This is a genomic window from Pseudomonas sp. SJZ103 (assembly GCF_007828335.1).
GTDB lineage: Bacteria > Pseudomonadota > Gammaproteobacteria > Pseudomonadales > Pseudomonadaceae > Aquipseudomonas.
Map to the genome: position 1 here is coordinate 457920 of NZ_VIUN01000003.1, position 22127 is coordinate 480046.

The 22127-nt window shown below is 59.8% G+C and carries 21 protein-coding genes; 13 read left to right on the forward strand and 8 right to left on the reverse strand.

What is annotated here, in order from left to right:
• Positions 1 to 14: 14 nt before the first annotated feature.
• Positions 15 to 488, forward strand: coding sequence for a glycine zipper domain-containing protein (locus tag FBY10_RS10145; RefSeq protein ID WP_053140314.1), 474 nt, complete (start codon positions 15 to 17; stop codon positions 486 to 488).
• A gap of 144 nt (positions 489 to 632) precedes the next feature.
• Here FBY10_RS10145 and FBY10_RS10150 read toward each other — a convergent pair whose 3' ends face one another.
• From FBY10_RS10150 to FBY10_RS10160, 3 genes are all read right to left on the reverse strand, one after another.
• Positions 633 to 1064: a thioesterase family protein gene (locus FBY10_RS10150; RefSeq protein ID WP_131696964.1), complete on the reverse strand. Its 432-nt coding sequence runs from the start codon at positions 1062 to 1064 to the stop codon at positions 633 to 635.
• A gap of 23 nt (positions 1065 to 1087) precedes the next feature.
• A complete protein-coding gene (locus tag FBY10_RS10155) occupies positions 1088 to 3025 on the reverse strand; it encodes an ATP-dependent DNA helicase RecQ (RefSeq protein ID WP_145335815.1) in 1938 nt (645 codons plus the stop codon).
• Positions 3026 to 3252: 227 nt separating this feature from the next.
• Positions 3253 to 4428 (reverse strand): tetratricopeptide repeat protein, encoded by a 1176-nt coding sequence (locus FBY10_RS10160; protein WP_145335813.1) that lies wholly within the window; start codon positions 4426 to 4428, stop codon positions 3253 to 3255.
• Between the two features lie 176 nt (positions 4429 to 4604).
• Between FBY10_RS10160 and FBY10_RS10165 the strand changes: the two genes are divergently transcribed.
• The 4 genes from FBY10_RS10165 (at position 4605) to FBY10_RS10180 (ending at position 7388) form a co-directional block, all read left to right on the forward strand.
• Entirely contained in the window at positions 4605 to 4775 is a 171-nt protein-coding gene (locus FBY10_RS10165; protein ID WP_131696967.1) for a YhfG family protein, read from the forward strand.
• Positions 4775 to 5374 carry a putative adenosine monophosphate-protein transferase Fic gene (locus tag FBY10_RS10170; RefSeq protein WP_131696968.1) on the forward strand — a complete coding sequence of 200 codons (600 nt, stop codon included), beginning with the start codon at positions 4775 to 4777 and terminating at the stop codon, positions 5372 to 5374. Before FBY10_RS10165 ends, FBY10_RS10170 begins: the two co-directional genes overlap by 1 nt.
• A 620-nt stretch (positions 5375 to 5994) precedes the next feature.
• Entirely contained in the window at positions 5995 to 6351 is a 357-nt protein-coding gene (locus FBY10_RS10175; protein WP_131696971.1) for a DUF1493 family protein, read from the forward strand.
• Positions 6352 to 6536: 185 nt separating this feature from the next.
• Entirely contained in the window at positions 6537 to 7388 is an 852-nt protein-coding gene (locus tag FBY10_RS10180) for a DMT family transporter (RefSeq protein ID WP_145336115.1), read from the forward strand.
• A gap of 57 nt (positions 7389 to 7445) precedes the next feature.
• On the opposite strand, the gene FBY10_RS10185 is transcribed toward FBY10_RS10180, so the two are convergent.
• On the reverse strand, positions 7446 to 8987 hold the full coding sequence (locus FBY10_RS10185) for a phosphoenolpyruvate carboxykinase (protein ID WP_131696972.1): 1542 nt from the start codon (positions 8985 to 8987) through the stop codon (positions 7446 to 7448).
• A gap of 179 nt (positions 8988 to 9166) precedes the next feature.
• Positions 9167 to 10069 carry an Hsp33 family molecular chaperone HslO gene (hslO, locus tag FBY10_RS10190; protein WP_145335811.1) on the reverse strand — a complete coding sequence of 301 codons (903 nt, stop codon included), beginning with the start codon at positions 10067 to 10069 and terminating at the stop codon, positions 9167 to 9169.
• Between the two features lie 126 nt (positions 10070 to 10195).
• On the opposite strand from hslO, the gene FBY10_RS10195 reads away from it, so the two are divergent.
• Positions 10196 to 10999, forward strand: a complete 804-nt coding sequence (locus FBY10_RS10195) for a phosphatase PAP2 family protein (protein WP_145335809.1) — start codon at positions 10196 to 10198, stop codon at positions 10997 to 10999.
• Positions 11000 to 11062: 63 nt separating this feature from the next.
• Here the strand turns inward: FBY10_RS10195 and FBY10_RS10200 are convergent, their stop codons facing one another.
• Positions 11063 to 11470 (reverse strand): RNA-binding S4 domain-containing protein, encoded by a 408-nt coding sequence (locus FBY10_RS10200; protein WP_131696975.1) that lies wholly within the window; start codon positions 11468 to 11470, stop codon positions 11063 to 11065.
• A gap of 116 nt (positions 11471 to 11586) precedes the next feature.
• On the opposite strand from FBY10_RS10200, the gene FBY10_RS10205 reads away from it, so the two are divergent.
• The 3 genes from FBY10_RS10205 to rimK are packed head-to-tail and all read left to right on the forward strand — an operon-like array spanning position 11587 to position 13765.
• Positions 11587 to 12366, forward strand: coding sequence for an EAL domain-containing protein (locus tag FBY10_RS10205; protein ID WP_145335807.1), 780 nt, complete (start codon positions 11587 to 11589; stop codon positions 12364 to 12366).
• 32 nt (positions 12367 to 12398) lie between these two features.
• Entirely contained in the window at positions 12399 to 12863 is a 465-nt protein-coding gene (locus tag FBY10_RS10210; protein WP_174245656.1) for an ATP-dependent zinc protease, read from the forward strand.
• Complete coding sequence (rimK, locus tag FBY10_RS10215) at positions 12860 to 13765, forward strand: 30S ribosomal protein S6--L-glutamate ligase (protein WP_003171022.1); 906 nt, start codon at positions 12860 to 12862, stop codon at positions 13763 to 13765. The genes FBY10_RS10210 and rimK overlap by 4 nt, the downstream gene beginning before the upstream one ends.
• A 95-nt stretch (positions 13766 to 13860) precedes the next feature.
• On the opposite strand, the gene FBY10_RS10220 is transcribed toward rimK, so the two are convergent.
• Positions 13861 to 15174 carry an ATP-binding protein gene (locus FBY10_RS10220; protein WP_115487864.1) on the reverse strand — a complete coding sequence of 438 codons (1314 nt, stop codon included), beginning with the start codon at positions 15172 to 15174 and terminating at the stop codon, positions 13861 to 13863.
• A gap of 116 nt (positions 15175 to 15290) precedes the next feature.
• Positions 15291 to 16031, reverse strand: a complete 741-nt coding sequence (gene ompR / locus FBY10_RS10225) for a two-component system response regulator OmpR (protein WP_145335806.1) — start codon at positions 16029 to 16031, stop codon at positions 15291 to 15293.
• A 355-nt stretch (positions 16032 to 16386) separates the two neighbouring features.
• On the opposite strand from ompR, the gene FBY10_RS10230 reads away from it, so the two are divergent.
• The 4 genes from FBY10_RS10230 to tauA all read left to right on the forward strand — a co-directional run bounded on the left by FBY10_RS10230 (position 16387) and on the right by tauA (position 22127).
• Complete coding sequence (locus FBY10_RS10230; RefSeq protein ID WP_145335804.1) at positions 16387 to 18723, forward strand: Tex family protein; 2337 nt, start codon at positions 16387 to 16389, stop codon at positions 18721 to 18723.
• Positions 18723 to 19106, forward strand: coding sequence for a PaaI family thioesterase (locus FBY10_RS10235; RefSeq protein ID WP_145335802.1), 384 nt, complete (start codon positions 18723 to 18725; stop codon positions 19104 to 19106). The genes FBY10_RS10230 and FBY10_RS10235 overlap by 1 nt, the downstream gene beginning before the upstream one ends.
• Before the next feature lie 214 nt (positions 19107 to 19320).
• Positions 19321 to 20904, forward strand: a complete 1584-nt coding sequence (gene gshA, locus FBY10_RS10240; protein ID WP_145335800.1) for a glutamate--cysteine ligase — start codon at positions 19321 to 19323, stop codon at positions 20902 to 20904.
• 245 nt (positions 20905 to 21149) lie between these two features.
• Complete coding sequence (gene tauA / locus FBY10_RS10245) at positions 21150 to 22127, forward strand: taurine ABC transporter substrate-binding protein (RefSeq protein WP_145335798.1); 978 nt, start codon at positions 21150 to 21152, stop codon at positions 22125 to 22127.

Here is a 22127-nt window from a genome sequence, read left to right on the forward strand (position 1 = left end):
CTTGAGGTCTCTCTATGAAGTTCTCCTCGATTCTCTTGTTGTCCCTTGGCCTGGTCAGTGGCGCAGCCATGGCCGGTGGCACCACCGAAGCCGGTGTGGGCGGCGCATTGGGCGGGGTTCTTGGCTCGGTTGTCGGCCAGCAGTTGGGCGGCAACACCGGTTCGACCATCGGCGCGGCCCTGGGTGGCGCAGGCGGTAGCGCAGTCGGCGCCGATAAGCGCAGCCGCGGCGAAGCAGCCATTGGCGGCGCACTGGGCGCAGCCGGCGGCAACGTGGTGGGCCGCAGTGTCGGCGGCAGCACCGGTGCACTGATCGGTTCAGCGGCCGGCGGTGGCGCGGGCGGTGCGCTGGGCAACTACATGGGCAACAAGAGCGATGATGATGATCGTCGTAGTCGTGATAACCGCCGTTATGACCGCGATGACCATCGCGGCCGTGGCCATGCCTACGGGCATCGCAAGAACAAGCATCACTACCGTCACCGCTAAGCGCTAAAAAACAGCGCAAAACCAATGTGGGAGGGGGCTTGCTCCCGATAGCAGAGTATCAGCCACCCGTGTACTGGCTGACCCACCGCTATCGGGAGCAAGCCCCCTCCCACATTGAGTTCCGTGGTGGCTGCAACGCCGAAGTCAGACCACCAACCGCTGCAACGCCTCGCGCAACATCCCCGGAATCGTCACCGGCTGGTTCGTCCCCCGATCCACGAACACATGCACAAAGCGCCCCGCCGCACAGGCCTCCTCTTCGCCTGCCTTGAATACCGCCAATTCGTACTGCACTGAGCTGTTGCCCAACTTGCCCACCCGCAGGCCGATTTCCAGGCGGTCGGGAAAGGCAATCGACGCGAAGTAATCGCATGCCGAACTCACCACAAACCCCACCACCTCACCGTCATGAATATCCAACCCACCCTGTTCGATCAGGTAAGTATTCACCGCCGTGTCGAAGAAGCTGTAGTAGGTGACATTGTTCACATGGCCGTACACATCGTTGTCGTGCCAGCGCGTGATGATCGGCTGGAAGTGACGGTAATCGGCGCGTTGCGGCATTGAGTCAGGCATGGGCACGTCTCATGAAAGTAGGGTTAAAGGTCATTCAAATGGACTTGGGCCCACTCACGCACATCGGCGTAGGGATAGTCCTCCAGCGCAGCAAAACCAGGAATGCCGCGCGCCTTCAACTTGGTAAACAACGGCACGCTGATACCGCCCAGGAAACGTGTCAGTCGCTCAGCGCCTGGCAGTTGGCCGGTGTGCTCATGATGCCTGTGGATAAAATCACCGCACAGCCCCATGAAGTTTTTATCCACAAGCGGCGGCAGGCTCGGCGGTGCCGGCAGATGCGCGACGTGGCCGTAGCATACGGAGCAGTGCCCGCAGCGCAGCGGTGCGTTTTCATCACCAAAGTAATGCGCCAGCCGCTGCCCCAGGCAATGTTCGGTGGCGAACAGATCAAGCATGGCGTGAATCCGCGCCACTTCCGTCACCTCGTGCTGCTTGAAGCCTGTGTATAACTCGAGGCTCAACACCTGTGGATCAAAGTCGGTATCCAGCAGGCTGTAGACTTCGGTCATCTGCTTGCTTTCCAACTCGATCAGGCCTTGTTCCTGGAAGTAATCCAGGGCCTTCACCACCCGGCTGCGCTCAGCATTGTGTTGCTGGTAAAGCGCGTCGAAATCCACGGTCGCCCAGGTTTTTGCGCGTTTGCACACCTGGATGATCGCCGCGACAAACTGCTGGCGCTCGCCGGAAAAACGCGCCAGCAGGGCCTCGGGCTCGACCAGGTACTTGAAGCGGTACTCGGCATAAAACGCGTAGCGCGGCGCGATAACGCCCTTGAGCTCCAGTTGCACCAGCAACGTCTTCAGCGGCAATTCGCGGATATTGCTGTGGTCCGACAGCGACCTCAGCAGGAACTCCCATTGCCCTTCACTGCGCGCTGCCTGCAACTCTTCCAGCACCCGCCGAATGCCGTCCTGCTCCGGCGTATCGCCATACACGAAGTTTTCCAGCACATTGAGGCTGTCGCGGTTGGCCAGCACCAGGCAGTCCGAGGGCTGCCCATCCCTCCCCGCGCGGCCGATTTCCTGGCTGTAGTTCTCGATGGATTTGGGCAGGTCAAAATGCACGACATTGCGGATATCGCTCTTGTCGATACCCATGCCAAACGCGATGGTAGCGACGATGCAATTGGAGCGCCCACCCATGAAGCGCTGCTGGATGCCCTCACGCCTGTCGTGGGGCAAGCCGGCGTGATACGCCTCGGCCTGGATGCCGTTGCGGTTCAGGTGCTCGGCAATCTGCTCGGCGGTTTTCTGCAAGGTGACGTAGACGATGCTGGGCTGGTTGGCCCGCTCGCTCATCCACTGCACCAGGCGACGACGTTTGTCCGCACCGGCGACCGGCTCCACCAACAGGTTGAGGTTGGGCCGGTAGAAGCCCGTGGTGACCACGTCGTCGGGCGCAATGGCGAACTTGGCCTGCATGTCGGCAATCACCTTGGGCGTGGCCGTCGCCGTCAGCAGCAGCGCTTGTGGGATCTTGAACTGGCGCTGGTAGTCCGGCAGCTTCAAATAATCCGGGCGGAAGTTGTGGCCCCACTCGGAAATACAGTGCGCCTCATCCACCACCAGCAGCGAGATCTGCACACTGTGCAGGAAGTGGCGAAAACGCTCGTTTTTCAAGCGCTCCACCGAGATCATCAGGATTTTCAGCTCGCCGGAACGTGCGCGGGCCATCACGTCATTGGCGTCTTCGCGGCTTTGCGCCGAATCGATACTGCCCGCCGAAATACCGTGGCGTTGCAGGAAGCCCAACTGGTCCTGCATCAAGGCCAGCAGCGGCGACACCACCAGTGTCAGGTGCGGCAGCAACACCGCCGACAGTTGGTAACACAGGGACTTGCCCGACCCCGTAGGAAAAATGGCCGCAGCCGAACGACCCGCCAGTACGGCGCTGACCGTTTCTTCCTGGCCCAAACGAAACTGTGGATAACCAAAGACCTGCTGGAGGGTGTCGTGCATAAGCTGTCACTCCATTGACCGCTGAAGGTGGCCTAAAAACGTAGCCCACTGAGCTCAGCGAATCGAGAAAGGTCGCATGGAAAAAAGAGACAGGATGATACACAGGGTGCAGCAATGGCCTTGGGCCAAATTCGACAAGTTCGACTGTGGCTGTAGGAACACCACAAACCAAATGTGGGAGGGGGATTGCCCCCCCTCCCACATTTCAGAACTGCGCTACAGCTGAATCAGCGATTCTGTACCCGCTCAATCGCCGTGTCATACACCGGGTTGGCCTTCTGCTCCTTGGCCAACTGGTAGTGACGCAACGCATCCGGGAACTGCCCCGCCGCTTCGTAGATCCGCGCAATGTTGTAGTAGGCACCTGCACGCACGGTGGCAGCATTGGCGCCGGTGGCAAGGGCGATAGCCTTGCGGTTGGCCCAGATCGACTCGGCAGTGTTACCGGCTTTCTGATAAGCCAGGCCGAGGTTGCCGTAGGCCTTGCCGAAGCCATTGTCCAGTTCGATGGCCTGGCGGAACAGGTCAATGGCCTGGTCCAGCTTGCCGGCCTGGTAGGCCGCTTCACCCTGCAGGTTCAGACGCTTCGCGTCGGTTTGTACGGAAGAGCTGACGGTGACTGCGGTGACCGCGACGCTGTCATCCAGCAGCGGCTTGACTTCGTTCAGCACATTGGCGGCATTCACTGTCACGCCACTGAAGGTGTTGATGTCCTGGAAGTCGCCGCTGCCGGTCATGCGGAACACCGTCCACAGGTTGCCGCTGCGGTTTTTAGGCACGTAGTAGGTACGCACCAGCGATTGACCCATGTACACGAACACCTTGGCTTCGCTGTCAGACAACTGGCGCGAGCCTGGGTTGCCGCCATTGCTGTAGTCGTGCACGGCATAGACGTAGCTTTCGCCGTAGTGTTTTTTCTGCAGGGTGATGGTTTCCGGGCCGTAGCTGTCGGTGTCATCCACATCCAACTCGGCGTCGGTCCCCTTCTGGTTCTCGAAATAGATGTTATTGCCGGGGAAAATCATGTGGGAGTCGAGGTCACTCGGCGTCTTGCCCCACGTCAGCACCACACGCAGGCCATCGAGGTTTTCCATCACCGGGCTGATGGCGTAGGTCATGCCCGCGCATGGGCACTTCACCACCAGGTTGGAGTAGCCGGGCTTCTTGATGATCAGCAGGTTGCTCGCATCATCGGCGGCCTCACTGGTCAGCGTCACTTGGCCCTGCGCGTTGGTGCGGCCCACCACATTCTGTGCGCCGTTACGTTGCAGCAGCACTTCGGCATCGGCGATTTTCTGGTCCTTGACCACCGCACTGAGCACTTCGATCGGCAACTGTCCGGCCTGGACCGAAAAAGCCACCGCACACAATGACACCGCCGAAGCAACACGAAGCAAACCCATGCTTAACTCCCTTTAAGTAGCGGGCGGAAATCGCCCTACAAGATTTTGCGGTGAAACATACGCTGAATTCCGGGTGTCGGCGGATTTTTTGTACAGAATGTGACGTGGTTTTTATCCCGCCTTCCCGTTGAAGCATTGCGCTACAATCAAACCTTGCTACCCAGGAGTGCGCTGCGATGAGCGAACTGACGTTTGAGCAAAAACAGGATCATTACCACAAGATCCGCCGTTCCAATTACCTGGCCAGCCTGCGCCTGGAAGGGTTCGACACCCAGCCGGCCGACGTCGACAAACCCCTGCCGACCCGCGAATCCGTGCTTGCCAAGTACCGCAATACCCCACGCTGATGCTCGACAAATACGGGGTGGGCCAGGATCCGTACTGCTATCCCGATAGCAGCGTCCTGCGCAACCGCCTCGATTTGCTCGACGAAGCCCGCCTGCACCAGGCCGAGCGGGAATTATCCGAAATCGCCGTAGGCAGCCTCCCGCTCTTCCCCCCGCCCTACGACCTCGACCGCCTGCAACACATCCACCGCACGCTGTTCGGTGACATCTACGACTGGGCCGGTGAGTTGCGCAGCGTGAACATCCAGAAAGGCGACACCCTGTTCTGCACCCCGGAGCGCATCCCTCCGGAAGCCGCGAAGATTATCCGGCAGATGGAAGAGGCAAACTGGTTTGTTGGTGCCAGCCAAACCGAGTTGATAAGCAAGATTGCCGAAGCCTATGGCGACCTCAACGTCATCCACCCCTTCCGCGAGGGCAACGGCCGGGCGCAGCGGATTTTGTTTGAACAGATCATCGTGAACGCGGGGTTTTCAGTGAACTGGTGGCTGGTGAAGCACGCGGCATGGATACCGGCGAATATTGACGCGGTGGCGTGTGATTATCGGGGGTTGGAGGCGATTTTTGAGCGGTGTATCAGCAGGCCTGCAGGGCAGTGATCATTCCTCACGCCCTGCGTGGGAATGCTCTGAAATCTAAGCAACACCCTTTGTAGGAGCGAGCTTGCTCGCGAAATCATCAACGACGACGCGGTAAACCAGAAGAAACGCGGCGTCCTTGAGTTTTTCGCGAACAAGTTCGCTCCTACAATTGACCAGCTTTGCTTGTTAAGTCACTGCCAAGCCACAAATGCCGGAAACGGCCGTAGGAAACCTCCAAATACCGCGACATCCCCTTCCCAAACTGCTCCAAACACCCGCTTGACCCTCTACAGAAGTTACCCGTAGCTGAATGAAAATAGCGTTCTCTCAACCGTCTCGGCAGAAACACCTTGAGCTTTTACTTAGAGTTAGCCTTGATCGTAACTGTGCAATTGCTGATCTTCTGGCTGATAAGAAATTACAAAGTACGGATAAGCTTGGGGCTCAGCTTGCTAGTCGGCGGTTTGATACTCATATTCGCACCAGTGTCTGGAATAACGCTGTCTCGCCATACACTCATAAACAGCACCATTGCCTCCATGGTTCTCATCACTGGTCTCGGCTTGATCCGGGAGCGAAACGAGTACCGGCGCATAAAATCATCCGCCCCCATCCATCCACTCCTGCGTGCCCCCACCATGAACCTCGCCCCCAACTTCCCCGAAGACCCCGTGATGCAGCAACTTCTGCAACTGCTGCACGAAGAAATCGGCCTGCCGAAACACAAGACCATCCGCCTGCAAACCTCACTCAATTTCGACCTGGGCTGTGACGGCAGTGAAGCCAAGCAACTAATGGAAGCGCTGGAGCAGGAATTCGCCCTCGACCTGGGCGACTACGACACTTATCGTTACTTCAACCCACCGGTCTTTGACGTGTTCCTTAAACGTCGGGCCAAGGGGCATGCCGACAAGGTCCCGCTGACCATCGGCATGCTCTACCTGGCCATCAAGACTCACAGCTGGGACACACAAACGCTGGAGAACCTCAGCTGAGCGAACACCGGCCCGAGGCACACCGCAGATCCCATGTGGGAGGGGGCTTGCTCCCGATAGCGGTGTATCAGCCAGCCGATCGATGACCGACACCCGGCTATAGCGAGCAAGCCCCTCCCACATTGGATCTGCGCTAACCTGGCAAGCCGCGCTCAAAACAACAAGGACCTTACATGGACGTAACAATGGGCCTGCTGGCCGCCCTGCTCTGGGGTGGTACGGATTTCCTCGTGGGTCTCAACGCCCGGGCCGTGGGCGTCAAGCGCGCGGTGTACTTCGGCCAGGCCCTCGGCTTCGTGATCATGACCCTGCTGCTGGCCATCTTCCCGGCCCTGCTGTTCAAGTCCCTTAACGCCTCGCTGAGCGTCTGGCTGCTGGGCATTGCCGCCGCACTGTTCACCGTCTCCGGCGCCCTTGCCCTGTCCAAGGCCTTCGCCCTGGGCAAAGCCGCCATCGTGGCGCCACTGGTGACGTCCTACGGCGTCGTCACCACCCTGCTGTCCTGGGCCAGCGGCGAACACATGAGCCTGATCCAACTCGGCTGCATCGCCCTGTGCGTCATCGGCGTGATCCTTTCCAGCCTCCACAAGGACAATGGCATCCCGCACAACAGTTCAAACCGCTCCATCGTCTACGCCATGCTTGCCGCCTTGCTATACGGCACCAGTTTCTGGCTGCAAGGTCGCTACACGCTACCTGCGCTGGGGCCGATCACCATGCTCTGGCTCGGCTATCTGGTAGGGCTGTGCGTGCTGGTGTTGATGGTGCTGAAGATCAAGGACGGCCTGAAGATTCCGCCGCTGAAAAACTGCGCCACGCTGACAGGGGCAAGCCTGATGAACCTGGGTGGATTTTCGGCGTTTTCGTGGGGAGCGATGGCGGGGTCGGTGTCGGTGGTGACGGTGATCAGTACGTTATCAGGGGGGATTGCGGCGATTCTGGGGTTTGTGTTTTTCAAGGAACGGTTGTCGGCGGTGCAAGTGCTGGGAGTTGTGCTGGTGCTGGTCGGGGCGGTGCTCTTGCATATCGTCGACTAACCTTTCACGCACAAAAAAGCCGCCCACAAGGGGCGGCTTTTTAACAGCGACCGAATCTTACAACTTCGGACCCGCAGCCTTGATCGCATCACTCACTTCAAACTTCTTGAAGTTCTCGATGAACAGGCCAGCCAACGCCTTCGCTGCTTCATCGTAAGCCGCCTTGTCAGCCCAGGTGTTACGTGGGTTCAACAGGCCGGTCTCAACGCCCGGTACGGCCAATGGCACGTCGAGGTTGATGGTGTCGAGGTGTTCGGTTTCAGCACCGATCAACGCGCCGCTCTGGATCGCTGCGATCACGCCGCGAGTGGTCGGGATGTTGAAGCGCTTGCCAACGCCGTAGCCGCCGCCGGTCCAGCCGGTGTTGACCAGGTAGACCTTGGAACCGAAGCCGCGGATGCGCTTGATCAGCAGCTCTGCGTATTCGCCGGCCGGGCGTGGGAAGAACGGTGCGCCGAAGCAGGTGGAGAAGGTCGACTTGATGCCGCTGCCCGAACCCATTTCGGTCGAGCCCACCAGTGCGGTGTAGCCGGACAGGAAGTGGTAGGCCGCTTGTTCTTCGCTGAGGATGGACACGGGCGGCAGTACGCCGGTCAAGTCGCAGGTCAGGAAGATCACCGCGTTTGGCTCGCCACCCAGGTTCTTCTCGGAACGCTTGGCAACGTGCTCCAGCGGGTAGGCGGCGCGGCTGTTCTGGGTCAGGCTGACGTCGGCATAGTCGGCGTGCTTGGCGTCGTCGATCACGACGTTTTCCAGCACGGCGCCGTGCTTGATGGCTTTCCAGATAACCGGTTCGTTCTTCTCGGACAGGTCGATGCACTTGGCATAGCAACCGCCTTCGATGTTGAACACCACGCCTTCGCCCCAGCCGTGTTCGTCGTCACCGATCAGGTAACGGCTTTCGTCGGCGGACAGGGTGGTCTTGCCGGTGCCCGACAGACCGAAGAACAGGGTCACGTCGCCTGCTTCGCCAATGTTGGCGGCGCAGTGCATCGGCAGTACGTCGGAAGCCGGCAGCAGGTAGTTCTGCACCGAAAACATGGCTTTCTTCATTTCACCGGCGTAGCGCATGCCGGCGATCAGCACTTTTTTCTGCGCGAAGTTGAGGATCACGCAACCGTCGGAGTTGGTGCCGTCACGCTCCGGCACGCACTCGAAGTTGGCTACGTTGAGCACTTGCCACTCGTCACGACCGGCCGGGTTGTACTGGGCAGGGTTGATGAACAGGCAACGACCGAACAGGTTCTGCCAGGCAGTCTGGGTGGTCATTTTCACGGCCAGGTAGTGGTCTTCGGAAGCCCCTACGTGAACGTGGGAAACGAAATGCTCTTGCGCGTTATTGAACGCCTCGACGCGTGCCCACAGGGCATCGAACTTGTCGGCCGGGAACTTGCGGTTGATCGGGCCCCAGGCGATGGAATCCTGGGTAGAAGGCTCTTCAACGATGAAACGGTCGACTGGCGAACGGCCGGTACGGTGACCGGTTTCGACGACCAGCGCGCCGGTATCGGCAAGCACGCCTTCACCGCGCTGCAGGGCTTCTTTGACCAGATCGTCAACACTCAGATCGGTGTATACGGCGTTATTGGCTTGCGTCATGAGGTTCCCCGTCGGCCTGTGGCCGAGTGCTCCAAACGTTTTGTAGTAGAAAGTTGCGCACTACTACCGCGAAAAAAGTGGGCCGGATTATGCCAGAAAAGCCCAAAAAGAGTAGGGCCCTCCCGTCAGAACGCCTCTAATCCGGCATTTGACAGGTGATTTACCTGTGCTTAAACGTTTTAGTGGCGGGTGTCGGAAGGCGTGTCGATACCTGCGCCAGCGAACAATTGCGCTACATCGGCAGCGTCGAACAGGTAGCGCTCGTTGCAGAACTGGCAGTCGATCTCGATATTTCCACCGTGTTCCACCACCAGGTTCTGCGCATCTTCCAGGCCCAGGCTGACCAGGGCGTTCCCTGAACGCTCACGGGAGCAGCTGCAGTGGAAGTGCAGAGTCTGCGCGTCAAACAGGCGCACGGGGTCTTCGTGGTAAAGGCGGTGCAGGATGGTTTCGTTGTCCAGGCCCAGCAGTTCTTCGGCTTTCAGGGTATCGGCCAAGGCAATGCAGTGCCGCCAGCTTTCAGCGCGATCTTCGTCGTCCTTGATACGGTCGGCCGGCAGTTGTTGCAGCAACATGCCACGGGCGCGCTTGCCGTCGGCGTTGAGCCAGAACTTGGTACCCACTTGCTGGGACATCACGAAATAGTTGGTGAAGCATTCCGACAGCGTTTTGCCGTCGAGGTCGACGATGCCCTGGTAACGCTGGCCTACGGTCGGGTCGACGGTGAGCGCCAGGACGCCGTTAGGCATCAGCTCGGCCAGGGTGGCGTCCGGGGCAATCTGGTCGTCTTCATAACGGGCCAGGCCGCGGATTTCGCGCTCGCTTGAGCACTCGATCATCAACAGCGGAATCGGCCCTTCGGATCGGGCCTGCAGGATCAGCAAACCGTCGAACTTCATGGTGCCTACCAGCAACGCAGCAGCTGCCATCAGCTCACCGAGCAGTTGTGCGACCGGCTCCGGATAGGGGTGCTTGGCGAGGACTTCGGCGTAGCTGCGCTCCAACGAAACCATTTCGCCGCGGGCGTCGCTCTCGTCGAAGATGAAGCGTTGGGTGAAGTCGGTATCCGGTAGATCAGTCATAGGTCTGGGTATCTGAATTGATGACAAATTGGTTACAAGGTTTATAAAATTAAACGCTTTAGCACCATCTTGGTGCGGCTTTCTCCTGGAAACAGAGAGCTTATATAGAGCGAAGAGGGACAGTTTATGAACAATCCGGGTTTGTTCCAAGCCAAGTGGAACCTCCGGCGATGGGCTCTGTGCAATCTACTCGCTATCGGGCTGCTGTGTTTTTGGCTGTGGCCCACGGGACAGATGCTGTGTGTGATTTTCGACGAGTGGCTGTTTCACCTTCTCAACGACCCGCTGGCGAGCAACGCAACATGGCTGCACGTATGGGCCGTGGCCAGTTTGCGGCCGTTTGATGCAGTGGTCGGGGTGATCCTGCTGATGCTGCTGATTCGTGGCGACTGGGTGTTCGAGGCCGTGCAGGTCCGCCAGGCACTGTTAGGTTTTGTCGGCATTTTGTTGCTCCTGCTGTTTATCCGCATGCTGTTTTCCAAACTCGCGGCGCAGATGGGTTGGCAACACAGTAGCCCGTCGATGGTCATCGCCGGGGCTATCCAGATGAGTGACTATTTCCCGGGGTTGGAGAGGACCTGGGAACTGAAGGACCGCTCAAGCCAAAGCTTTCCGGGGGATCACGCCTCGGTGTTGCTGATCTGGGCAATGTTCATGACCGTGTTCGCCAAGCGCGTCGGCCAGGTGCTGGTGATCTGGGGCCTGGCGCTGTTGTTCATGATGCCGCGGCTGGTGGCGGGCGCACATTGGGGGCAGGACGATTACATCGGCGGTGTGTTGCTGGCGCTGTTGGCGTTGGGCTGGGGGTATTACACGCCGTTTGCGGCGAAGGTGTCGGGCGCTTTGTTACAAGTGACGATGCCGATCTTCGGGTTACTCGGCAAGCTGCCGGTGATCGGTGGATTGAGCGTCGTGCGCACATCCCCTTAACGCTGCAGGCCAAATGTGGGAAGGGGCTTGCCCCCTCCCACATTTGAATGGGCCGCTGCGCAATCAGTCATCATTGCCACTGCCGCGAAACTTGAACAGGTCACGGCGCTGTTTCTTGCTCGGCTTGCCATCGGTGGTCATCCCCGTGGCGCCCGCCTTGCGCATGGCTGCCGCATTTTCGCGCCTGGCAATGCTCGCTTCGGTTTCGGTGTACAGCGCCTGTGCTTCGGGGGCGCCACGGCGCACGATCGAAAGTGCCTGCACCACGACAGTCTTTTCGTCAAAACCTATCCGAATCTGCAACTCATCACCGACACGTGGCTCTTTGCCCGGTTTACAGCGCTCGCCTCGATGATGCACTTTGCCACTCTCAATCGCGGCCTTGGCCAAGGCACGGGTTTTAAAGAAACGCGCCGCCCACAGCCACTTGTCCAGACGGACCTTTTCTTCCTCTTCCTGCTTTTGAGCCACTTGAATTCCTCGCTCTGACAAATGTCGCAACTGTAACGTTGAAACCCTTCGACGCATAAACCTCAAGGCTCACCTAAGATACGCCAGGTAGCACCCTGTTTTCGCGAGGATACGCCGTGACCGACTTTCCCACTTCACTCACCTCGCCTGACCAGCGTTGCGCAGGCTGCCAGCAAAGCGAACCCCTGGGTTTCGATTTTGCTTTCGCCTACCAGCCTATCGTAGACCTTCGGGACCATTCGATTTATGCCCACGAAGCCTTGGTGCGCGGTACACAGGGCGAAGGGGCGATATCGGTGCTGGAGAAGGTCAATAACAGCAACCGCTACCGCTTCGACCAGCGCTGCCGCACCCAGGCGATTGCCGGTGCTGCAGCCTTGGGGATGCAAACCCGCCTATCCATCAACTTCATGCCCAATGCCGTGTACCGTCCGGAGTTGTGCATCCGAAGCACCCTTGAGGCGGCTCGCGCGCACAATTTTCCGCTGGACCAACTGATTTTCGAGACGCTGGAAAGCGAGCATGTAGATAACTATCGCCATTTGACGAATATTCTGCGTGAATACCGCGAGTTCGGCTTCAAGACCGCCATCGACGACTTCGGCGCGGGCTATTCGGGGCTGAATCTGCTGGCCGATTTCCAACCTGACCTGATCAAACTCGACATGGCACTGATCCGCGATGTCGACCAGGATCGTGTCCGTCAGGTGATCGTCCAGGGAATTGTCACAATCTGTGAGCAGTTGAACGTTACTGTCATCGCCGAAGGCATCGAAAGTGCCGGCGAGCGCGACTTTCTGTCTGACTGTGGAATATTTCTGATGCAAGGCTACTGGTTCGCCAAGCCTGCATTCAAAGCCCTGGCCGAGGTTTCACCGAAAGCCTGGGCGAATTGATCGGTTACCCATAATTGAAGACATTTGACCATTTGACCGTTGTAGGTCTGCGTGAGTGGGTGGCACTTCCCGACTTGGGAGTGGCGGGCCTGCGCGCCAAGATCGACACAGGTGCCAGCACCTCCAGCCTGCATGCCACCGATATCGAGCCTTTTGAGCGCGACGGTGAGAAATGGGTGCGCTTTACCGCGCACCTGGGCAGCGTTGTGCAACTGCGTCACCGCCGCTGCGAGGCGCCCCTGGTGACGATGAAAACCATCAAGAGCTCCAATGGCCATGCGCAGGTGCGCTACGTGATCAGCACCACCCTGGCGCTGGGTGATCGGGTATGGCGAGTGGAGTTCACCCTGGCCTGTCGCAAAGCCATGCGTTACCGCCTGTTACTGGGTTCCAAGGCGCTGATTGACGGCCATCTGGTGGTCAATCCCGGCGTCAAGTACGTTCAAGACAAGCCGGTGTTCCCGGTCTCTACTATTTCTGCCCCAGGTGCTGCATGAAGATTGCTGTGCTGTCGCGAAACCCGCGTCTGTATTCCACCCGCCGCCTGGTCGAGGCCGGCACCGAACGTGGCCATGAAATGGTAGTGATCGACACGTTGCGTGCCTATATGAACATTGCCAGCCACAAGCCGCAGATCCACTATCGCGGCAAGCCCCTCGAAGGGTTTGATGCGGTGATCCCGCGTATTGGCGCCTCGGTGACGTTCTATGGCTGCGCCGTGTTGCGCCAGTTCGAAATGATGGGGGTTTTCCCCCTCAATGAATCCGTGGCCATTGCACGTTCGCGGGATAAATTACGCTCGTTGCAACTGCTCTCGCGGCGGGGCATCGGCCTGCCGGTCACTGGCTTTGCACACTCCCCCGACGACATTCCCGACCTGATCGAAATGGTCAACGGCGCGCCGCTGGTGATCAAGGTGCTGGAAGGCACCCAGGGCATCGGTGTAGTACTGTGTGAAACCGCGACCGCAGCGGAATCCGTGATCGAGGCGTTCATGGGCCTCAAGCAGAACATCATGGTCCAGGAGTACATCAAGGAAGCCGGCGGTGCGGATATTCGCTGCTTCGTGGTGGGCGACAAGGTGATCGCAGCCATGAAGCGCCAGGCCAAGCCCGGAGAGTTCCGCTCCAACCTGCACCGCGGCGGCAGCGCCAGCCTGATCAAGATCACCCCTGAAGAACGCATGACCGCGTTGCGAGCGGCCAAGGTCATGGGGTTGGCCGTGGCGGGTGTGGATATCCTGCGCTCCAATCACGGCCCGCTGGTGATGGAGGTGAACTCGTCGCCGGGCCTGGAAGGGATCGAGACCACCACAGGGAAGGATGTGGCGGGGATCATCATTCAGCATCTGGAGAAGAATGGTGGACCGAATATGACCAGGACCAAAGGCAAGGGTTAGAGACGCGGCGTTAGCTTCAAGCTATAAGCTGCAAGAAAGGGCAAAAGCTGCCTGCCTTTCTCTTGCGGCTTTAAGCTTGAAACTTGCAGCTGTTTCTATACCGCATCTCTTGGCAGCATCAGCCCAAGCGGCAAGCGCACCCGCGCTTCCAGGCCACCGTCTTCGCGGTTACGCAACTCGACATTTCCGCCGTGCATCGAAGCAATCCGCCGCACGATCGCCAGCCCCAGACCGGTCCCCTTGCCACCCCGGGCACGGTCGCCACGGGTGAAGGGGTTGAAGATACCCTCCAGCTCGTCCGGATCGATGCCCGCCCCCCGGTCCATCACACTCAGTACCACGTACGGCGCGGCACTGTCGCCGGACACATACGCAGCCACTTCCACATCCGAACCGGCATGGTGCAAAGCGTTGCCGATCAGATTGTTGAGAAGGCGCTTCATCGACACCCGACGCAACGCAAACGGCTGGATCGGTTCAAGGCGCATGCGCACTTGCTCGCCATTCTGGTTGTAGGGCGCGACAACCTCACGCACCAGGTCCGTGAGATCGACTTCCTCCACCACCTCGTCACGTCCATCACGGATAAACGCCAGGAACTGGTCGAGAATCGCGTCCATGTCTTCGATGTCGCGAACCATGTCGTCGGTGAGGTCGCTATGGTTGCCCATCAGCTCCAGGGACAGGCGCAATCGCGTCAATGGCGTGCGCAAGTCATGGGACACCCCCGCCAGCATCAGCTCGCGTTCGCGCCCGGCCTGTTCGACATCCTCCGCCATCTGGTTGAAGGCGCCATACACCTCGGTCATTTCACTGGGCGTATCGCTGACCGGCAGGCGCACGCTGCGCCCCTGGCCCAGTTGCCGGGCGGCAAATACCAGGCGTTTAAGCGGTTGGTTAAGCTGACGAACGAAAATCCACGCGGACGCGGTGGAAAGCAAGCCGATAGCCAGGAACCAGCCCAACACGTTCCAGATCTTCTGCCCCCGCAAAGGATGCGGATACAGCGGAACCTTGATCCAAGCATCGCCAAGGCTCGGCGCCCTCACCCACAGCGCAGGTGAAACATGCATGCGCAAGCGCACCTCGGTGTCCTCGCCCAGCTCGGCCTGCATCTGGCGCTGGTAGATCTCGCTGTAGGGCCAATGCTGCTCACCCTCGGGCACACCCGCCCCGTCAACGCGGGTCAACGTCGACGCCTTGGCTACTTTTTCCCGGTTCTCAGGGTCTACAGCCCAGTAACCACGCAGCGTCAGGGCGACACCATGGCTGTACTGCCGGTCCACCAGCACGTCTTCGTTCATCAGCAGATAAACCAGTGTCAACGCCTTGGAAAACAGCACGACGATCAGCACCAGCCAAAGGGTGCGGGAGAAAAAACTTTGCGGGAACCACAGAGGGGTTTTCATAGAAGACAGCTGGACACCTTGCAGGAACGAGCGGCGCTCGCAGAATTGCAGACGCCGGGCATCCCGTCGACCCTCATGGAGTCAAACGCCAGGATGCCCGCCCTGCAAATCATCGGTCACTTCGTGGCGGAACCATCCGGCACAAACACATAACCCACACCCCATACCGTCTGGATATACCGAGGCTTCGACGGGTCCGGCTCGATCATCCGGCGCAGACGGGAAATCTGCACGTCGATGGAGCGCTCCAGGGCGTCCCATTCGCGACCGCGGGCCAGGTTCATCAGTTTGTCGCGGGTCAGCGGCTGACGCGCGTTCATCACCAGGGCCTTGAGCACGGCGAATTCACCGGTGGTGAGCATGTGCACTTCGTCGCCACGCTTGAGTTCGCGGGTCGCCAGCGACAGTTCGTAGTCGCCAAAGGTAACGCTTTCGTCTTCGCTGCCTGGCGCGCCCGGTACCGGCGGTGCCTGACGACGCAACACGGCTTTGACCCGCGCCATCAACTCGTCAGGGTTGAAGGGCTTGGCCAGGTAGTCATCAGCGCCCAGCTCGAGGCCCTTGATGCGGCTCAGCTCATCGCCCTTGGCGGTAAGCATGATGATTGGAATCTGGTTGTTCGCGCCGCGCAGGCGCTTGCAGGCGGTTAGGCCGTCTTCGCCGGGCAGCATCAGGTCGAGTACGACCAGGTTGAATACTTCGCGCCCCAGGAGACGGTCCATCTGCTCGGTGTTCGGCACCGCGCGGGCACGATAGCCCTTGGAGTTGAAGAAACGCTCCAGCAGGCTGCTCAGCCCCGGATCGTCATCAACGATGAGAATTTTTTCGCCTTCAGCAGTTTGTGCAGTGCTGCTCATTGGATGCTCCTCTTATCTCGGCGCGCATTATGGCGTAGCTGCCGTTATACGCACCGTGTGCATTGTTAGCAGATTTTTCCTCTGCTGCCAGCGAACCCGCCCCTTCCAACCATTGGCGCAGTACCCCCCAAGGGCAGAACGCTGGTTATAATGCGGCGCCTTCGTGCAGGGCAACGTCAGATCGTTGCCGTTTAATACCGGGCTTTTTCACCCGCTTGTCGTGATTTTTTCGATTTCGAGGGTCAATAGGCTGCCTCTTGACCCAGGTAGCGGCGCCAGTCGGGCCGCTCAACCAGCCGCGCAAGGCCTTGTTTTTTGGGCCAGCGGGCTGCTTTTCAGAATTTCAGGTGGTTTTATGGACAGCATCAACAGCCGCATCGCCGAAGAGCTCGGTGTACGCCCACAACAGGTCGAAGCGGCCGTCGCTCTACTGGATGAAGGCTCCACGGTGCCCTTCATCGCCCGTTACCGGAAAGAAGTGACCGGCAGCCTCGACGACATCCAACTGCGGCACCTGGAAGAACGCCTGCGCTACCTGCGAGAACTCGACGAACGGCGTATCAGCATCCTCGCCAGCATCGAGGAACAGGGCAAGTTGACCCCGCAGCTGGAACGCGACATCAAGCTCGCCGACACCAAGACCCGCCTCGAAGACCTTTACCTGCCGTACAAACAGAAGCGCCGCACCAAGGGCCAGATCGCCCTGGAAGCCGGCCTGGGCGAACTGGCCGACGGCCTGTTCAACGACCCGTCGCTGACCCCGGACACCGAAGCCGCACGCTTCGTCAACGCTGAAAAAGGCGTTGCCGACGTCAAGGCCGCCCTCGAAGGCGCCAAGTACATCCTGATGGAGCGCTTCGCCGAAGACGCCAACCTGCTGGAAAAACTGCGCAACTATCTGAAACAGGAAGCCACCCTCAGCGCCCGCGTCATCGTCGGCAAAGAGGAAGAAGGCGCCAAGTTCCGCGACTACTTCGAACACGACGAACCGCTGAAAAGCATGCCGTCCCACCGTGCGCTGGCGATTTTCCGCGGCCGCAACGAAGGTATTCTCAGCTCCGCACTCAAAGTCGGCGACGAACTGCCGGGCACCATGCACCCGTGCGAAGGCATGATCGGGCAACAATTCGGCATCCAGAATCAGAATCGTCCTGCGGACAAGTGGCTCGGTGAAGTCGTGCGCTGGACCTGGAAGGTCAAGCTCTACACCCACCTGGAAACCGACCTGCTCGGCGAGTTGCGCGACGGCGCCGAAACCGAAGCGATCAACGTATTTGCCCACAACCTGCACGACCTGCTGCTGGCCGCACCGGCCGGCCCGCGCGCCACCCTGGGCCTCGACCCCGGCCTGCGCACCGGCTGCAAGGTCGCCGTGGTGGATGCCACCGGCAAGCTGCTGGACCACGCCACCGTGTACCCACACGTGCCGCACAACAAGTGGGACCAGACCCTCGCCATCCTGGCCGCCCTGTGCGCCAAGCATGCGGTGGACCTGATCGCCATCGGCAACGGCACCGCCAGCCGTGAAACCGACAAGTTGGCCGCCGAACTGATCAAAAAATACCCAGCCATGAAGATGACCAAGGTGATGGTCTCCGAAGCCGGTGCTTCGGTGTACTCGGCGTCGGAACTGGCCTCCAAGGAATTCCCGGACCTCGACGTGTCGATCCGTGGCGCGGTGTCCATTGCCCGTCGCCTGCAGGATCCGCTGGCAGAGCTGGTTAAAATCGATCCTAAATCCATTGGCGTCGGCCAGTACCAGCACGACGTGTCGCAGCTGAAACTGGCGCGCGGCCTGGATGCGGTGGTGGAAGACTGCGTAAACGCCGTGGGCGTGGACGTGAACACTGCCTCCGTGGCGTTGCTGGCGCGCATCTCCGGCCTCAATGCCACCCTGGCGCAGAATATCGTCACTCATCGCGACGAAAACGGTGCGTTCAAAACCCGTGCCGCGCTGAAAAAAGTCGCACGCCTGGGTGAAAAAACCTTCGAGCAAGCCGCCGGCTTCCTACGCGTGATGAACGGCGACAACCCGCTGGATTCGTCAGCCGTTCACCCGGAAGCCTATCCGTTGGTGCAACGCATCGCCGCCGAAACCGGTCGCGACATTCGTTCGCTGATCGGCGACGCCGCGTTCCTCAAGCGCCTGGATCCGAAGAAGTACACTGACGAAACCTTCGGCGTACCGACCATCACCGACATCCTGCAAGAGCTGGAAAAACCTGGCCGCGATCCGCGTCCCGAGTTCAAGACCGCCGAGTTCCAGGACGGCGTGGAAGACCTCAAGGACCTGCAACTGGGCATGATCCTCGAAGGTGTGGTCACCAACGTGACCAACTTCGGCGCGTTTGTGGACATCGGCGTGCATCAGGACGGTTTGGTGCACATTTCTGCGCTTTCGGAGAAGTTCATCAAAGATCCGCGCGAAGCGGTGAAAGCCGGTGATGTGGTCAAGGTCAAGGTCATGGAAGTCGACATCCCGCGCAAACGCGTTGGCCTATCGATGCGCATGGGCGACACCCCAGGCGAAAAAATCGACGGCGCCCGTGGTGCACGTCCTGGCTCGGCACCGCGCCAGTCGCAGAACCGCTCTGAAAACAGTCAACCGCGCAAGGAAACCGCTACCGCAGCGCCAAGCAACAACGCCATGGCCTCGCTGTTCGCCAACGCCAAGCAGTTGAAGAAACGCTGATGGAAATCCCCGCCGGCTTGACCCAGAGCGCGTTCAGCGAACTGATCGGCTGCCGCCTGCAACGCCTCGAAGAAGGCGTTGCCGAAGTGGCCCTGACCCTGGAGCCGCAACTGCGCAACCGCGCGGGCAAGCTCCACGGCGGGGCGATTTTCAGCCTGGTCGACATCACCATGGGGCTGGCCTGTTCCAGCACCCATGGTTTTGACCAGCAGAGCGCTACTATCGAATGCAAGATCAACTACATCCGCGCCGTGGAAGACGGTGACGTGCTGTGCACCAGCCGCGTGATTCACGCCGGTCGGCGCACGCTGGTGGTCGAAGCCGATGTGTATCAGGACGAAAGACTTGTCGCAAAAGCACAGGGCACGTTCGCTGTCCTATAGCTCCAAGCCCCCGATTTGAGTTAATTTCGGCGCTGCGATAACAGCGTCGGAATTTTCTTGCTGCGCTATAGCCCAATTCATGGAGTGAAGTAGGCTTTTTTAACGCGGGTCAAATCGACTCAAAACCAGGCGATCACGCCAGTTTCAACTTCACCCTTGTAGACCGTCCTGCCCACCCCCATATTGGGGCGACTGACGCGTGAAGGAATCCAACTTGAGCGAACTTCTCAACCGCCGCCTGGCCCTGCTCGGCAAGCGCGAACACCTCTCCCTGCTAGAACAGTGCTTGCACGGCATCGAGCGTGAATGCCTACGTGTCACCGGTGACGGTCGCCTGGCGCAAACGCCGCACCCCGAAGCCCTGGGCGCCGCGTTGACCCATGAACAGATCACCACCGACTACTCGGAATCGCTGCTGGAGTTCATTACTCCGGCCCTGCCCAACCCGGCCGATACCCTGAGCAGCCTGGACAAGATCCATCGCTTTGCCTACACCAAGCTCGGCAGTGAGTACCTGTGGAGCCCCTCGATGCCGTGCCCGTTGCCGGCCGAGGAAGACATTCCGATTGCCTACTACGGCACCTCCAATATCGGACAGCTCAAGTACGTGTACCGCAAGGGCCTGGCCCTGCGTTACGGCAAGACCATGCAGTGCATCGCCGGCATCCACTACAACTTTTCCCTGCCGGAACCGTTGTGGCCGCTGCTCAAGGAGACTGAAGGCTTCGTCGGCACCGACCGCGACTATCAGTCCACCGCCTATATCGCGCTGATCCGCAACTTCCGCCGCTACAGCTGGCTGCTGATGTACCTGTTCGGTGCCTCGCCGGCCCTGGACGCGGGTTTCCTGCGTGGTCGCTCGCACCAACTGGAAGTACTCGACGCCGACACCCTGTACCTTCCGTACGCCACCAGCCTGCGCATGAGCGACCTGGGTTACCAGAGCAACGCCCAGGCCGGCCTGACGCCGTGCTACAACGACCTGGCCAGCTACACCGACAGCCTGCGCGAAGCAGTTGCAACGCCCTACGCGCCCTATGTCGAAATCGGTACCCACAAGGACGGTGAGTGGGTACAGCTCAACACCAACATCCTGCAGATCGAAAACGAGTACTACTCCAACATCCGCCCCAAGCGCGTGACCTATACCGGCGAGCGGCCGATCCAGGCGCTGATGGCCCGTGGCATCCAGTACATCGAAGTGCGCTGCCTGGACATCAACCCGTTCCTGCCGATGGGCATCGACCTGCCAGAGTCGCGTTTCCTCGACGCATTCCTGCTGTACTGCGCGCTGAACGACAGCCCGCTGTTCGCCGACAACGAGTGCGGCAACGCCACGTCCAACTTCCTCAGCGTGGTCAAGGAAGGCCGGCGCCCGGGCCTGCAATTGCAGCGCAAGGGCCAGGCCGTGGACATGAAGGAGTGGGCTACGGAGCTGCTGGAGAAGATTGCCCCGCTGGCTGCGCTGCTGGATGAAAGCCACGGCATCACCGAACACAGCCAGGCACTGGACGCCCAGTTGGCCAAGGTCAAGGACCCGTCCCTGACCCCTTCGGCGCAGGTATTGGCGGCGATGGCCGAGCGCAAAGAGAGTTTTGCGCAGTTCTCCCTGCATCAGAGCGAGGTGCATGCCGAGTATTTCCGCCGCGAGCCGTTGCCGGCTGAGGAACAAGCACGCTTTGAAGAGCTGGCGCGCACATCGCTGGCACAGCAGGCGGAGCTGGAGCAGAACGAAGTGGGCGACTTTGATGTGTTTGTCGGGTCGTACCAGGCGAGCATTCTGGCGATCAGTAACTAAGACCGAACTCGGTCCATTGTGGGAGGGGACTTGCCCCCGATTGCACTGGGTCAGTCAACCCATCACTGACTGATCTACCGCCATCGGGGGCAAGCCCCCTCCCACATTTGCCCGCAATCAAGCTCAAAATTCGCTTCAACCTTCCGCCCATAAGCTAATTCGAAAATGTTATTTATTTTCGAATTCTTAGATCATTTAGTCTCCTCACACGCCGACCCTCGGCCGCCTGATTGAGGAGCTTCCCCTTGAAACTGTTAACCCCTCTGCGCCTCCTGGCCGCGTTGTCCCTGGCCGGTGCCAGCCTGTTTGCCCAGGCGGCGGATGTAACCATCGCTTACCAGACCACCGTAGACCCGGCCAAAGTTGCCCAGGCCGACGGTGCGTACGAAAAAGCCACTAACGCCAAGATCGACTGGCGCAAATTCGACAATGGCGCCGACATCATCGCCGCCATTGCCTCCGGCGACGTGCAGATCGGCTACCTCGGTTCCAGCCCGCTGACCGCTGCGATCACCCGTAAAGTGCCGGTGGAAACCTTCCTGGTTGCCACTCAGATCGGCGGTGCCGAAGCCCTGGTGGCGCGCAACGGTTCCGGGATCAACGGCCCTCAGGACCTGATCGGCAAGAAGGTCGCCGTGCCCTTCGTTTCCACCGGCCACTACAGCCTGTTGGCCGCGCTGAAGCACTGGAACATTGACCCGTCGAAAGTGACCATCCTCAACCTCGCCCCGCCGGCGATCATCGCGGCCTGGAAGCGCGGTGACATCGACGCCACTTACGTATGGGACCCAGCACTGGGCGTGGCCAAGGAAAACGGCAAGGTGCTGATCACCTCCGGCGAGCTGGCCAAGTTCGGCGCGCCGACCTTCGATGCCTGGATCGTGCGCAAGGAATTCGCCGAGAAGCACCCGGAAATCGTCACAGCCTTCGCCAAAGTCACTCTGGATGCCTACGCCGCGTACCGCAAAGACCCACAAGCCTGGCTCGCCGAAAAAGGCAACGTCGACAAACTGGTGAAGCTCTCCGGCGCCAAAGCCAGTGACATCCCGCTGTTGCTGCAAGGCAACGTCTACCCGCTGGCCGCTGACCAGGTGACCCTCCTGGGCGCACCGACCACCAAGGCCGTGACCGATACCGCTGCGTTCCTCAAGGAACAAGGCAAGGTCGACGCCGTGCTGCCGGACTACGCCCCTTACGTCAGCGCCAAGTTCATCACCCACTGA